Origin of the sequence: Polynucleobacter brandtiae, from assembly GCF_002797575.1 — a bacterium.
Lineage (GTDB): Bacteria > Pseudomonadota > Gammaproteobacteria > Burkholderiales > Burkholderiaceae > Polynucleobacter > Polynucleobacter brandtiae.
Genome location: NZ_PGTX01000006.1, coordinates 47,981 through 63,149 on the forward strand (window position 1 = coordinate 47,981; position 15,169 = coordinate 63,149).

Genomic DNA, 15,169 nt, shown 5'->3' on the forward strand with positions numbered 1-15,169 from the left:
AATGATTCCTAAAGTGTTCTTGCCACTTCAGTCACTTCAAATGCCTCAAGTTGATCACCCTCTTTAATGTCGTTGTAGCCTTTTAATGACAGACCACACTCAACACCAGCGCGAACTTCTTTTGCATCATCTTTAAAGCGCTTGAGAGAATCTAACTCGCCCGACCAAACTACTACGTTGTCACGCAAGAGGCGTACATTGGAATTCCGCTTTACAACACCGTCAAGTACCAAGCAACCAGCAATCGCACCCACCTTAGATACCAAGAAGACTTGACGAATCTCAACCATACCGGTGATTTCTTCTTTCTTATCTGGAGTCAACATACCACTTAAGGCAGCCTTCACTTCGTCAACTGCGTCATAAATAATGTTGTGATGGCGAATGTCTATGCCATTATTTTCCGCTAGCTTACGTGCTGCACCATCTGCACGTGCATTAAAGCCAATAATGACAGCTTTTGAAGCAACCGCTAAGTTCACATCAGTTTCAGTAATACCACCGACTCCGGCATGGACGATTTGCACCTTCACTTCAGATGTAGATAATTTTTGTAATGACTGAGATAGTGCTTCTTGTGAACCCTGAACATCTGCCTTAATGATTAATGGCAATAGTTTGGCTTCAATAGCACCCTCTTCCATGTTTTCCATCATAGTTTCGAGTTTGAATGCTTGCTGCTTCGCTAGCTTCACATCACGGAACTTCCCTTGACGGAACAGTGCTACCTCACGGGCTTTACGCTCATTTGGAACTACTTGAACGGATTCGCCCGCTGCAGGAACTTCAGATAAACCTTGAATCTCTACCGGAATAGATGGGCCGGCTTCGTTACACGCTTTACCGTTCTCATCCATCATTGCGCGCACGCGACCGTAAGTCGATCCAGCTAACAACATATCACCACGTTTGAGTGTTCCAGACTGAACCAGAATAGTGGCAACCGGACCGCGACCTTTATCTAAGCGCGCCTCAATAACAAGACCTTGTGCTGGTGCATCCTTAGCTGCTTTGAGCTCAAGAATTTCTGCCTGTAAAAGTACGTTCTCAAGCAAAGCATCAATGCCTTCACCAGTTTTAGCGGAGACCGGGATAAATGGCACGTCGCCACCGTATTCCTCTGGAACAACTTGCTCAGCAACCAACTCTGTTTTGACGCGCTCTGAGTTTGCCTCTGGTTTGTCAATTTTGTTGATTGCCACAACGATAGGAACGCCAGCAGCTTGGGCATGGTGAATCGCTTCTTTGGTTTGCGGCATAACGCCATCATCTGCAGCCACTACCAAGATGACAATATCGGTCGCTTTGGCACCACGAGCACGCATGGCCGTAAACGCTTCATGGCCCGGTGTATCCAAGAAGGTAATCATGCCACGATCAGTCTGGACATGGTATGCGCCGATATGTTGGGTGATACCACCCGCTTCACCAGTAGCTACCTTTGCCGCACGAATCTTATCAAGCAAGGAAGTTTTACCGTGGTCAACGTGGCCCATCACCGTTACTACTGGTGGACGTGGCAACAATTCTGCATCCTGACCGTCGGTACCAAGATCTAAATCTGGATCATCTAACTTAGCAGCATGAGCTACGTGACCCATCTCTTCTACGATGATCATCGCAGTATCTTGATCCAAAATTTGGTTGATGGTAACCATCTGCCCCATACCCATTAGGAGCTTAATCACTTCAGCACTCTTAACAGCCATTGCGTGCGCTAAGTCAGCAACCGTAATAGTCTCAGGAACTTGAACATCGTGAACTACTTTTTCTGTAGGCACTTGGAAGTTGGTATCGACGTTCGCTTCAGCAATTTGACGTTGCTTTCTTCTACCACCGCCGGAGCGCCATCCATTTGCACCACCAGAACTATCGCCACGGGTCTTCAGGCCGACCGACTTCTTCGCGCCCTCTTCTTGCCAAGTGGACGATGTTTCAGCAGACTTAATCGTTTTTCCACCAACCTTAGGTGCGACTTTCTTTTTGTCGTCCGCACCCTCTACTTTTGCAGGCTTGTGTAATGTGCCCTTCTTTGCCTCTTCGGCAGCAATTTCACTTGGTGCCTTAAGGACGCGTGCGGGGGCGCTCATCATGTCACGAATAGCTAGTGCTTCTGCTTCTGCAGCAGCGCGACGTTTTGAAATATCCGCAAGTTGCGCCTTATTAGCATCAGCTAGCTCTTTGGCAGATTTTTCTAGGGCAGCCTTCTTTTCAGAAGCAGCAGTTGCAGCAGCGGTTGCAGCAGCAGTGGCAGCAACATCCGCTTCAATGGATTTGTCTATTTTTTCAACAACAGTACCGGCAACGACAATTGCCGCAGCAGCAGTAGCAGCAGCATCAGCCTCTTTTTGACGGGCATCTACTGCCGCTTTCATTTCAGCCTCTTGACGCGCAAGCAACTCCGCATGACGAGTTGCCTCAGCAGCCCGCTTTTCCAACTCTTGAGTGGAAAGAATGGATTGTGCTAACTCTACAGGAGCCGCAGCCTGAACTGGAGCCTTCTCGGGCACTGGAATTTGGGCAACTGGGTCGCCACTTTTTTCGAGTACGCGCTTCTTGCGAACCTCAACCTGAACAGTGCGTGTTCGACCAGCGGAATCTGCCTGACGAATCTCCGAGTTCTCACGTTTGATCAAGGTGATCTTTTTGCGATTACCTGTATTGGCACTGCCATGCTCTTTTTGCAAATGCTCAAGCAAGGCAGTCTTGTCTTTTTCGGTAATGCTATCGTCTTCAGAGCCCTTTTCAACGCCAGCAGCTTTTAACTGCTCCAAAAGATCTGGTGCGGTACGCTTTAGTTCTTTAGCGAGTACTTTTACTGTTGTTGCCATGTACTACTTCCTCTCATGAAGTAAACCAATGTTCGCGCGCTTTCATGATGAGCGTTTTCGCAGTTTCTTCGTCAATTTGTGTCGCCTCAACTAGCTCATCAACAGCCAGTTCAGCCAAGTCGTCACGGGTATGAACCTGATTGTCAGCAAGCTTAGCAACCAACTCCGTAGTCATTCCCTCTAGGGAGCGTAAATCTTGTGAAACCTCACCAACACGCTCTTCCTGCGCTAACTGCATCGTTAAGAGAGAGTCGCGAGCACGAGTACGTAGCTCATTCACAGTATCTTCATCAAAGGAGTCGATTTCTAACATCTCAGAAAGTGGTACATAAGCAACCTCTTCCAATGTGTTGAACCCTTCTGCAATCAAAATATCAGCAACTTCTTGATCCACGTCCAATTTATCTATAAATAACTGGCGCGCAGAAGAGGCTTCTTTTTCTGTTTTCTCAGCAGACTCTTCTGGGGTCATGATGTTAATCTGCCATCCAGTCAGCTCACTTGCTAAACGAACATTTTGACCACTACGGCCAATCGCAATTGCCAAGTTCTCTTCGTCTACCACTACATCCATGGCATGACGCTCTTCATCCACCACAATCGAGGACACTTGAGCTGGAGCTAAGGCACCAATCACAAACTGTGCTGGATCTTCAGACCACAACACAATATCGACCGCTTCGCCAGCAACTTCATTACGAACAGCTGTAACACGGGTACCACGAACACCTACACAAGTGCCGATAGGATCGATGCGCTTGTCATAAGTGATTACAGCAATTTTTGCGCGAATACCAGGATCACGGGCAGCACCTTTGATCTCTAATAAGCCCTGCTCCATCTCTGGAACTTCATTTTCAAATAATTTAATTAAAAATTCTGGGCAAGTACGGGAGAGCTCAATCTGCGGGCCACGAACTTCGCGATCCACTTTCATGATGTATGCGCGCACACGGTCGCCAGAACGAAGATTCTCTTTAGGAATCATTTGATCACGGCGTAATAATGCTTCTACGCGACCTGATTCAATAATCAAGCCATTCTTATCTGCACGCTTGACCGTGCCGGTCATGACTTTTTCGCCACGCTCAAGGTAGTCATTCAGAATTTGTTCGCGTTCAGCATCACGAATACGCTGCAAGATCACCTGCTTAGCTGCTTGGGCACCAATGCGGCCAAAGGCTAAAGATTCGATTTGCTCTTCGATGTACTCGCCAACTTCCATGTCGGCAAATTGCTCTTGAGCTTCAAAATGAAGAATTTCCTTATCCGGCTCTTGAAGACCAGCCTCGTCCGGCACAACTAACCAACGACGAAAAGATTCGTATTCGCCGGATTCACGGTCAATCACCACACGAATATCCACATCCTCTGTGGTGTAGCGCTTTTTAGTGGCCGATGCCAACGCCATTTCGAGCGCCTCGAACACAATTTCACGATCAACGTTCTTTTCACGCGCTAAGGCGTCTGCCAACATGAGAACTTCTCGACTCATGACTTTCTTCCTTTGAAATCAATAACAGGGACCAGCCGAGTCTTATCGACCTCGGCTAAAGAAAACTCCAATTGAGACTCAGCGCCATCAGCGCCTTCAAACAACAAACCAAATTTGGCATCCGGTGAATCCAATTCACCGCTTAGCAAACCTTGCAACACACCACGAAAATTCTTGCGGCCACCAGCGGCAACCCGCAACTTTAAATCTACCTCTGCACCAGAAAAACGCTCAAAGTCCGCTGCAGATTTGACTGGACGATCCAAACCTGGCGAAGAAATCTCCAAACGCTCAAAAGGAATATTTTCAACTGGCAAGGTATAGCTCAGTTGATGACTCACTTTTTCACAATCCAGTACATTAATCATGCGGTCGTAATCTAGGTTTTCGATCGTTACACGCAGCAGTCCGCCGGCTTCACGCTCAATTTCCACTAGCGCGTAACCCAGGTTTTCTACCTCTGCAGAAATAATCCGCTGATCTTTCAAAAGTACCCTTCAATACAAAACGGCAAAAAAAAATGGGCTTTGAAGCCCATATTCTCGAAATTCAGAACAGGCCGACTTACGTTGATCGCAACATCAGTCGGTAAACACTTAAAACAGCAATAATTCGCTGCAAGACCAAAATTATAGCTGATTTAGAGGAAAACCCATCAAAATCAGAAGCTTTCGCTTGGGTTTCTAGGCTTTCGCGGCCCTTTATTAAAGGGTTTACGCCCCTTTGGTGCTCCGCGTTTAGGGCCATTTCCAGGATTTTGAGGGCTAGCAGTCACAAAAGCCGACTGACCATGATGCACTTTACCGCCTCCGCCCTTGCCACGATTCTGACCTTGACCGCCCTCTGCACCTCGTCCACCCTGGCTACTCTGACCTCCACGACCAGGAGAACCGGGGCGTCCGCCCTGAGTGCGCCCCCTAAACGGGCCACGACCTTCAGTTGGCAAACCACCACCAGGTTTACCGCCTCGGCCTTGATGCGTCATCTCATGATGTCCACTGGCCATTGTCAAAGCATCACGAGAACCCCAGTAAGAAACCGAGGTTTGCATTGGATCTGGCTGGAAATCCCCCACAGGAGCAGATTGACGATCACGGCCTTGAGCATGTGGATTACGCCCTTTATCTGTTGGCTGAGGCATTCTCAAGCCCGCTGATTTCATTAAGTTGTAGATGCCACCAGCCTCTAACTCTTCCCACTTTCCCCGCCTTAAGCGCGGAGGTAATAAAAATATTCCATAGCGAGTACGCAGCAGACGAGACACTGTATGCCCAACCGCTTCAAACATACGACGTACCTCACGGTTACGTCCTTCATTCAAAGCAACGTGATACCAGCGATTTGCACCATCGCCACCACCCATGGATAAGCGCAAGAACTTCGCTTGGCCATCATCCAGAGTAATACCTGTCTTTAATAGGGATGTATTTTCTTGACTTAACTCACCAAGAATTCGGACGGCATATTCGCGCTCAACTCCATAACGAGGATGCATTAAGCGGTTAGCCAATTCACCAGAAGTGGTGAATAACAATAAGCCTTCTGTATTAAAGTCCAAACGGCCGACAGCAATCCAACGGCCTTGCCTTGGTTTGGGCAAACGATCAAATACCGTTGGGCGGCCCTCAGGATCGGACTGACTCACGATTTCACCTGCAGGCTTGTGATACAAAATAACGCGAGGTGGTTTAGTTTGAATCTTGCGATGAACTGGTTTGCCATTAATGCGAACTTGATCAGTAGGTCCGATACGTTGACCGATGTGTGCAGGCAATCCATTCACAGAGACACGTCCTTGAATAATCAAGTCCTCCATGTCGCGACGCGAGCCCATACCAACATCCGCTAGGACCTTATGTAACTTCACAGTATCTTCGTCATCAGCCTCATCATCTAGACCATCCAGGTCAGACCAAACTTCATTGCGTAGACTGAGTGGTAAGTCATCAATGTTTGCAAACTGCAAACTACTCATTTCGTCATCACTCGGAACATCGGCATCATCGTCATGACGTACACGTTGAGCATTGCGCTCAGCACCCGTTTGATGAGAAATTTCATTCTCGTTTACACCATCTTGATTCTGAACTTGCTCAGCTTCTGGTGCATCTAGAGCTGCATCAAACTCACCAGAAACTACCGAAGCAAACAAAGCTTCGCTCTCAGCTGGGTTAGGTGCCAGCTTAGCGGCGGAATGAACTCCACCCTCACGCGTACCTTGAGCATCACCGCCCTCTCTACGAGGCCGATCTTTATTTGGTGGACGTTTTTTATTCGCCGCATGTCTGGCGGAGCCAGAGCTGTTACTGTTGCCGTCTCTGTTGCTGGAACCTTGACGACGTGGTCGACGTGGGCGATCCTCGCGACCCTCAGTCTTCACGCCATCAGCGGCTGGGGTATCAGCAGAGGATTTTTGGTTTGCGGCATTTTCCGATGCTGGCTTGATCGGAGTGGAATCGTTATCGTTATGGCTAGTCATTAATAATTATTTAGTGTGATCTGATTGGTCTTCAGATTCAGGGGTTGGTTCATTGTTTGATTCATTGTTTGATTCATTGTTTGATTCATTGTTTGATTCATTGTTTGATTCATTGTTTTGCTCACTGCTTGATTCATCGAGCACCTCTTCGACCATCTCTACAACCGTGACCTCATCTGCAGTAATGATGACGCTCTCTACAGTGGCTGTGGGATCAAACTGAATGACGGCTTGACCTAAATGCTCTGCTGCTGCCATTGGTGCTGCATCTTCTAGCATTGGCAGGCTTTGTAAGTTGGTCAGACTCAAATCGTCTAAGAATTGTTTAGTGGTTGCATATAAACCTGGACGACCCACTGTTTCTTTGTGGCCAATAACCTCGACCCAGCCCCGATCCTCCAGTTGCTTCATCACATTACTACTGACTGCAACGCCGCGGATCTCTTCAATCTCACCACGGGTGACTGGCTGACGATAGGCAATGATCGCTAAGGTCTCCATCACTGCACGCGAATACTTTGGTGGTTTTTCAGGGGTTAATCGGTCGAGATATTCGCGCATGGACAAGCGACTCTGAAAACGCCAACCAGTAGCAATGTGTACTAGCTCCATCCCTTTATCGCTCCAAGCGTTTTGGAGCTCCAGCAGTGCATCTTCAATCTCATTGGCGGCAGTCTCCTCAACAAATAAGCGAGAAAGATCCACCACGGTCAGTGGCTCTTGCGCGCACAAGAGAGCGGTTTCAACTACGCGTTTGCTGTGATTATCCATAAAATTAGGGCTATCAGGTAGTGACCTGATTAGCGTTAAATAAAGTATTTTAAAAGTGGGTTGGTGGTGTTCTCTGGTGACAGCTTCTAGCTACTACCGGGCAACTCATCTCCCAAATGGGTATTGGAGAGCCGCCTACGCTGAAGCGAACTTTTTTTCATTCACCGTGCTTCATTATAGGGGAGGCTCAATACAATAGCTACATGCAAAAAAATGATGCCCCACAACCGCCTATATCCTCTGAAATCCCAAAAAGACGTCGCTTTCTGGGCTTAAGTCTGGGTTTGGGTGCTTTGGCTAGTGGTTCCACCCTGAGTGGGTGCAGCCTTTTATCAAGCCGCAAGCCGATCGTAGGCCTAGTATTGGGAGCGGGTGCAGCCCGTGGTTTTGCCCATATCGGCGTAATTAAAGCGCTAGAGGCTCAAGGTATTCGGCCGGATATCGTTGTTGGAAGCAGTGCTGGCAGCGTTATCGCTGCATTACTGGCTTCTGGTGCCACAGGTAATACCCTCAATCGGCTAGCCCTCAATCTAGATGAAGCGACCATCGCCGACTGGGATCTGCCTTTTATGGGCAAGTTTGGCGGCTTAATAAAGGGCGACGCACTACAAGCGATGGTGAATCGAGATGTTCAAAATAAGACTATCGAACAAATGCACATACCTTTGGGAATAGTGGCCACCGAACTGCAGTCAGGCAAGGGAATTCTGTTTCGCTCGGGTAATACTGGCTTGGCTGTCAGAGCATCGTGTAGCGTACCCGGGGTATTTCAGCCAGCAGTCATTGGCGGAAAAGAATATGTTGATGGTGGCTTAGTTGCTCCAGTGCCCGTAAGTTACGCCAGAGAAATGGGCGCCACATTCGTCATTGCAGTCAATATTTCTTCGGAGCCGGTACATCAAGACGCTAGTGGTACTTTCGGCATCCTGCAGCAAACCATTTCGATTATGCAAAGAAGCATTAATCAATACGAATTAAAAAGTGCGGATATTGTGATCACGCCGCGCCTCAAGCAGATGAGTGGCAGTGATTTTAAGTCTAGAAATGCAGCAATCTTAGCTGGTGAGGTAGCCGCGCAAGAACAAATGGCCGCCTTAAAAGAAAGACTTAAGAGCTAGCTTGTTTAAAGACTGTGAGACTTGCGCTTGAGCTTATTCACTTCATTAAATAGCTCTTGCCGCTCTGAATCACCTAAATTGTCACTACCATCCAAGCGACGGGCACCATCAAAGCGCTTATCCCAGTAAAGACTACCGAGATCATCCAACCGCACACTGGTGCCTTTAGAAGGTGAATGGATGAATTTATTGTCGCCAACGTAAATACCTACATGTGAAAAAGTTAAGCGCATAGTGTTAAAGAACACCAAGTCGCCAGGCTGTAATTCATCACGGGTAATCGGCTTACCTACACGACTCATTTGAGTTGACTTACGTGGTAATAAAAATCCCAGTTTGTCTTTAAAGACATAAGACACAAAACTACTGCCATCTAGACCGGATTGGGGTAACTCAGCATCCCAGCGGTAGCGCACACCAATAACAACCATGGCACGATTTATCAGCTCCTCAGACTTGCCAGTTACCGAATCCGCTAGGCGATCAGACACCCGGGTGAAGTAAGACTTACCAGCCTGAAACATACTTTCTTTTGGAATCTCAACTAGCTCTTTGGGGGCCTCTGTGACGGGGTCTACCGCCAACACCGGGCTAGCACAAAAGACTAGCGCAGCCGCCAAGGCCAGTGGCACTTGCTTAGCCATTCGATTGAAAGTTACTTTGAAAAAATACATCAGATCAGTTTAACAAAGAAGCCTGGTTTTACCAAGCGCCTGATTTATACTTAAGTCATTGATTACATTAAACTAAATGAAATATAGCGCAATCTATGCACCAAATTAGAGCCAAAAAGTGAAGCTAAATGACCTACTAAACCAGCTCTGCTGCTGCGAATAACTCTTTTGTATAAATCTGGCGAGGATCCGAAATTAAGGTCTCGGTATCCCCAAACTCCACTACCCGGCCCTCTTTAAGCACCATCACTTCATGGGACATCGCCCGGATTACGGCCAAATCATGGCTAATGAGTAGATAGGCCAAGTTGTACTTTTTTTGCAGTTCAGCCAATAGCGCAAGCACCTGCTTTTGAATGGAAACATCTAAAGCAGAGGTGGGTTCGTCCAACACCAAAATCTGGGGTTTGAGAATCAGTGCGCGCGCAATCGCAATTCGCTGTCTTTGGCCACCAGAAAACTCATGAGGATAGCGCTGCAAAGCGGTTCGATCAATTCCCACCTCTCGCAACATATCCAGCACACGAGATTCACGTTCAGTCGGAGATAAACCCGGAAAGTGAATATCTAGCCCCTCCGAAACAATTTGCATCACATTCATCCGCGGAGAAAGAGAGCCAAATGGATCTTGAAAAATCACTTGCAAACTCGATCGCAGCATACGGCGCTCTACGGGCTTTAACTGTTGCCAGTCATCACCCAGCACATTGACTTGACCAGTAATGCGCGCCGCAGAATCTCCTAATAAACCCAATACCGCCATTCCCAAGGTTGTCTTGCCTGAACCGGACTCACCAATCACGCCAATAGTTTGCCCCTGCTTAAGCTCAAAACCTACCTTACGTAACACCAGATTACGCGCCTGCTTTTGAAACCAGGTAGATGATTCAGCGTCCGGATAAGAAACCGATAATTGATCCGCCTTTAATAGCACGGGCGCCAAGGGCATTACTGGCGCAATCTCACGTACTGGCTTGCTGTTGACTAAGGATTTTGTATAGGGGTCGCTAGGGTGTTCGAATATTTGCTTTGTAGATCCAACCTCCATTAGATTGCCTTGATTCAAAACTGCAACCCGCTGAGCAAAATGCTTCACCATATTTAAATCATGCGTAATGAGCAAAATTGCCATACCACCATCACCCTGAGATTCTGCTTGCAACTCTTTAAGCAAATCGAGTATCTGCAAGCGCAGACTCACGTCTAATGCAGTAGTAGGCTCATCTGCAATCAAGAGTCGCGGCTTACATGCCAAGGCCATCGCAATCATTGCGCGTTGGCGCTGCCCGCCCGAAAGCTGATGGGGGTACGAATGGAACCGTTTCTCTGGTTGCACAATTCCTGTCTTCTTGAGTAACTCAATCGCAGCAGACATCGAATCCGCTTTTGAAATCAATGGTTGATATACCTGCACTGCCTCAACAATTTGATTGCCTACTGTAAATAAGGGATTAAGCGCTGTCATCGGCTCCTGAAACACCATGGCAATCTCGCGCCCCCGGATATCCCGAATATCCTGCATGGGCAATCCAACCAAATCAACCGATGCACTCGACTGGTTAGCGTTCCACAAGATCCGGCCGGTGACCTTAGCTCCCTCCGGTTCGAGCCTAAGTGGCGCCAAAGCAGTGAGGGTCTTACCTGAGCCAGATTCACCCACTAAGGCAACCCGCTCACCTACGCCAATTTCTAAATTCAAATGGCTTACTGCAAATTTTTCACGCCGCCCTGCTCCGAATGAAATACAAACATCTTCATAACGCAGTAGCGGAGAAATCAACGCGGAACTCATGAGCGACCTCCATTCATCACGCCTGCCTTACGAGTGTCAAATGCATCACGTAAAGCCTCGCCCATAAAAGTTAATAACAACAACGTGGTCACCAAAACGACAAAGGTTGATAGTGAGATCCACCAGGCATCTAAATTACCCTTACCTTGAGAAAGCAATTCTCCTAGGCTAGGTGTGCCAGGTGGAACACCTAATCCTAAAAAATCCAAACTGGTAAGTGACAAAATAGCTGCACTCATTCGAAACGGTAAAAAGGTAATCACCGGGGTCAAGCTATTGGGCAATATATGGCGACGCATAATTTGAAAGTTATTTAAACCAAGAGCACGCGCAGCGCGCACATACTCCAGAGCCCGGTTGCGAAAGAACTCTGCTCGCACATAGTCAGACAATCCCATCCAGCCAAAAGCTGCCAGCAAAATGATGAGCAAAGAAATGCTGGGGTTAAAAATAGAGGCAAAAATAATGAGGAGATAGAGCTCTGGCATTGCCGACCAGATTTCAATGAATCGCTGCGAGATCAAATCAAACTTACCGCCAAAAAAACCCATCAAAGCACCCGTCACTATGCCCACACTAACTCCCACGATGGTGAGCGCCAGGCCAAATAAAATCGACAAACGAAAGCCGTAAATCAGTCGTGATAAGACATCGCGCCCTCGATCATCCGTGCCAAGCCAATTTTCAAGGGAGGGTGGCGCAGGATTGGGTGCCGTGGAAAAGTAATTCAGCGTCTCATAGCTATAAGTAATCGGAGGATAAATTGCCCAGTTACGATTGCTGGTGATATTTCGACGTATGTCTGGATCCAAGAAGTCTGTAGGGGTCGCGAAATCGCCGCCAAAAACAATTTCTGCCTGGTTTTTAATAATGGGGAAGTAAAAATGTCCCTCGTAGCGTACGATCAGCGGCTTGTCATTGGCAATGAATTCCGCACAAAAAGAAGCGCCGCAAAGCACCACAAAAATCCAAAGACTAATATATCCTCGGCGACTGTTTTTAAAGCGCTGCCAACGACTCATGAACCGCCTCCAGCGCCAAACTGAATTCGAGGGTCAATATAGACGTAGCACAAATCAGAAATTAGCTTTGTAAATAAACCAATTAAGGTAAATAAGTACAAAGTACCAAACACCACAGGATAGTCGCGACGCATTACCGATTCATAAGAGAGTAGACCAAGTCCATCAAGTGAAAACAGCGTTTCGATCAGCAGTGAGCCAGTAAAAAAGGCACCAATAAAAGCTGCTGGGAATCCTGTCACCAATGGCAAGAGTGCGTTACGAAATACATGCTTCCAAAGTACCTGTTTTTCAGTCAAGCCTTTTGCTCTAGCGGTAAGCACATACTGCTTACGAATTTCCTCTAAAAAAGAATTTTTGGTCAGCATCGTGACCACTGCAAAGCTACCCAAAGCAGACGCTGTAATAGGTAGAACTAAGTGCCATAGGTAATCCATCACTTTGCCCATCATGCTGAGCTCACTCCAGTTGTCTGAAGTTAAACCTCGAAGCGGAAAAAGCTGCAAAAAACTACCTCCACCAAACAACACTAGCAGCAATACACCCAATACAAACCCCGGTATGGCATAGCCTACCAAGATCATCGTACTGGTAACAGCATCAAAGCGAGAGCCGTCCCTGACTGCTTTGGCAATGCCCAATGGAATAGAGATTAAGTAGGTTAGAAAAAAAGTCCATAAGCCAATGCTGATCGAAACGGGTAGTTTAGAAACCACCAAACTCCAGACGCTCTCGTGCTGGTAGTAACTCTGCCCCAAATCAAATCGGGCAAATCGGCCCAACATCATCAAATAGCGCTCTAGTGGCGGTTTATCAAAGCCATACAGTGCCTTCACTTCCTCTAGGCGCTGGGCATCAACCCCTTGCCTGCCGCGATACGTCGCTCCTGCACCAGATGATTCTGAGCCACCTACTGCGGCATTGCCTTTGCCCTTTAACTCTAAAACCATTTGCTCAACGGGGCCACCAGGAACAAATTGGACAACTGCAAAGGTCAGCGTTAAAACCCCTAGTAAGGTAGGAATCATCAAAAGCAACCGTTTAAAAATATAAGCGCGCATTTGACTTTGCATTATTTAGACTCCACTTTCCACCAGTTTTGCATGATCCATGGCTCTGCTGAGTAGTACAAGGGGGGCTCAGGAAATTGCATCTCCTTGCGATACGCCACCCGATGGGTTGGGTTGTACCACTGTGGAATTACATAGTAGCTATTCCATAAAACCCGATCTAAGGCCCGAGTGGCAGCCCGTAACTCATCCCGATTCTGCGCTTTAGTTACGGCATCAATTAAGGCGTCGACAACGGGTGACTGAATACCCACTACATTATCAGAGCCTTTTTCTTTGGCAGCCTGACTACCAAAGCGATCCCATAATTCGTTTCCTGGATTTTGAGAGTCCGGGAAACGTACTGTTGTCATATCGAACTCATATTCATTCATGCGCTTTTGATGTAACGCAAAATCACTAGTACGTACATCCACCCCAATACCGAGCTTTTCAAGATTGCGGATGTAAGAAGAAATCACCCTTAAGAAAAAGCCGCCATCTTCAACGATCTCAAACCGAAAGGGTTCGCCTTGCTCATTGCGTAAGGCACCATCACGGTACTGCCAGCCTGCATGCATTAACAGCTCTCGGGCTTTGCGCAAATTCTGTCGCAAGCTGGAGGGTGATGCCGTGGAGGGTGCTGCAGGCATTAGGCCAAATACGGCATCCGGTACCCATTGAGGATATTTTGTCTTTAGCGGTTTGAGGAGCTTGAGCTCTGCTTCTGTTGGTTTACTAGGGCCATCAAAATTAGCACTCAGATCGCTATTAGTAAAATAACTATTGATGCGACCGTATTGATCATAAAAGATTTGACGATTGAGCCATTGAAAATCGAGGGCATAACCCAGAGCCTCTCGGACTCTCGGATCTTTAAAAAGAGGACGTCGGACATTCATAGCAAAGCCCTGCATACCAGCACCATTATGGTTTTGGAAGGCTTTCTTGAGTAAGAGTCCCTCCCCAAACTTGGAGCCAACATAACCTTTGGCCCAGATCTTGGCGCGATATTCCACAATGGCATCAAACTCCCCCGCCTTAAAGGCCTCGAGGCGAACCGCATCATCACCATACAGCTTGTACAACACACGATCAAAGTTATAAAACCCCACACGAACATTTAAGGGTTTGCTAAGATCATTCGCCCAGTAATGTGGATTGCGTTTGTACACAATCGATTTACCGGCCTTGAATGATTCGATTAAATACGTTCCGCTTCCCAGAGGCGCTTCAAAAGCCAGCTTATCAAATGCAATCACTGAGCCGTTGGGTCGCCTACCCCAGTTACGAGAAAAGATGGGGAGCGTACCCACCATGATGGGTAGTTCAGTGTTGTTGTTCTTAAAATCAAAACGCACCGTCCGCTCAGACAGGACAACTGCCTGCTTCACATCTGCAAAGGTAGTTTTATAGCGGGGATGAGCCAACCCGCTCATCAACACATCAAAACTATGCTTAACATCAGCGGCCAAGACGGCACTACCATCTGAAAATTTTGCCTCCGGACGAATACGAAAAGTGACAGATAAGCGGTCTGGCGCAATCGCAATATCTTCCGCTAATAATCCATAAATACTAGAGACTTCATCTGCACTCCCCTCAGCCAGGGATTCAAACATCAGCTCAATACCCGGCGCAGTTACCCCGCGAAGCGTGAAAGGGTTAAATTTATCAAAACTTGTTCGTTGGCCTGGATTAGGTAGGGTGAGTGTCCCGCCCTTAGGCGCATTAGGATTGACGTAATCAAAATGCGCAAACCCATCGGCATACTTCGGCTTACCGTACTGCGCGATCCCTTGAGCGGCATTTGCTGTAATCGAGACAGCGCCAGTGCCCACCAGTATCAATAGCAGCATTGGCAGGAGGCGTCGAGAGTTTTGAGCCAATTGGCGAATAGGGTTTGTTAAGTGCATATATGCAACAATTGTAGATAGC

At 47.5% G+C, this 15,169-nt stretch carries 11 protein-coding genes; 1 reads left to right on the plus strand and 10 read right to left on the minus strand.

Annotated elements, in window-relative coordinates; genetic code table 11:
• Nucleotides 1-8 precede the first annotated feature (8 nt).
• The 5 genes from infB to scpB all read right to left on the minus strand — a co-directional run bounded on the left by infB (nt 9) and on the right by scpB (nt 7,576).
• A complete protein-coding gene (gene infB / locus B0G85_RS09580) occupies nt 9-2,831 on the minus strand; it encodes a translation initiation factor IF-2 (RefSeq protein WP_100380237.1) in 2,823 nt (940 codons plus the stop codon).
• Nucleotides 2,832-2,844: 13 nt separating this feature from the next.
• On the minus strand, nt 2,845-4,326 hold the full coding sequence (gene nusA / locus B0G85_RS09585; protein WP_100380238.1) for a transcription termination factor NusA: 1,482 nt from the start codon (nt 4,324-4,326) through the stop codon (nt 2,845-2,847).
• On the minus strand, nt 4,323-4,814 hold the full coding sequence (rimP, locus tag B0G85_RS09590) for a ribosome maturation factor RimP (protein ID WP_100380239.1): 492 nt from the start codon (nt 4,812-4,814) through the stop codon (nt 4,323-4,325). Before rimP ends, nusA begins: the two co-directional genes overlap by 4 nt.
• Before the next feature lie 173 nt (nt 4,815-4,987).
• Nucleotides 4,988-6,805 (minus strand): pseudouridine synthase, encoded by a 1,818-nt coding sequence (locus tag B0G85_RS09595; RefSeq protein WP_100380240.1) that lies wholly within the window; start codon nt 6,803-6,805, stop codon nt 4,988-4,990.
• 6 nt (nt 6,806-6,811) lie between these two features.
• The gene (gene scpB, locus B0G85_RS09600; protein WP_100380241.1) at nt 6,812-7,576 is read right to left on the minus strand and encodes an SMC-Scp complex subunit ScpB; all 765 of its coding nucleotides are present in this window, start codon (nt 7,574-7,576) and stop codon (nt 6,812-6,814) included.
• A 203-nt stretch (nt 7,577-7,779) separates the two neighbouring features.
• On the opposite strand from scpB, the gene B0G85_RS09605 reads away from it, so the two are divergent.
• Nucleotides 7,780-8,694: a patatin-like phospholipase family protein gene (locus B0G85_RS09605; RefSeq protein WP_100380242.1), complete on the plus strand. Its 915-nt coding sequence runs from the start codon at nt 7,780-7,782 to the stop codon at nt 8,692-8,694.
• A gap of 5 nt (nt 8,695-8,699) precedes the next feature.
• Here B0G85_RS09605 and B0G85_RS09610 read toward each other — a convergent pair whose 3' ends face one another.
• From B0G85_RS09610 to B0G85_RS09630, 5 genes are all read right to left on the minus strand, one after another.
• Nucleotides 8,700-9,338: a C40 family peptidase gene (locus B0G85_RS09610; RefSeq protein WP_232726018.1), complete on the minus strand. Its 639-nt coding sequence runs from the start codon at nt 9,336-9,338 to the stop codon at nt 8,700-8,702.
• A gap of 166 nt (nt 9,339-9,504) precedes the next feature.
• Nucleotides 9,505-11,160 carry an ABC transporter ATP-binding protein gene (locus tag B0G85_RS09615; RefSeq protein WP_100380243.1) on the minus strand — a complete coding sequence of 552 codons (1,656 nt, stop codon included), beginning with the start codon at nt 11,158-11,160 and terminating at the stop codon, nt 9,505-9,507.
• Nucleotides 11,157-12,182: an ABC transporter permease gene (locus tag B0G85_RS09620; protein WP_100380244.1), complete on the minus strand. Its 1,026-nt coding sequence runs from the start codon at nt 12,180-12,182 to the stop codon at nt 11,157-11,159. Before B0G85_RS09620 ends, B0G85_RS09615 begins: the two co-directional genes overlap by 4 nt.
• Nucleotides 12,179-13,243 carry a microcin C ABC transporter permease YejB gene (locus B0G85_RS09625; RefSeq protein WP_198508804.1) on the minus strand — a complete coding sequence of 355 codons (1,065 nt, stop codon included), beginning with the start codon at nt 13,241-13,243 and terminating at the stop codon, nt 12,179-12,181. The genes B0G85_RS09620 and B0G85_RS09625 overlap by 4 nt, the downstream gene beginning before the upstream one ends.
• An 11-nt stretch (nt 13,244-13,254) precedes the next feature.
• Nucleotides 13,255-15,147, minus strand: a complete 1,893-nt coding sequence (locus B0G85_RS09630; RefSeq protein ID WP_232726019.1) for an extracellular solute-binding protein — start codon at nt 15,145-15,147, stop codon at nt 13,255-13,257.
• Between the last annotated feature and the right edge of the window lie 22 nt (nt 15,148-15,169).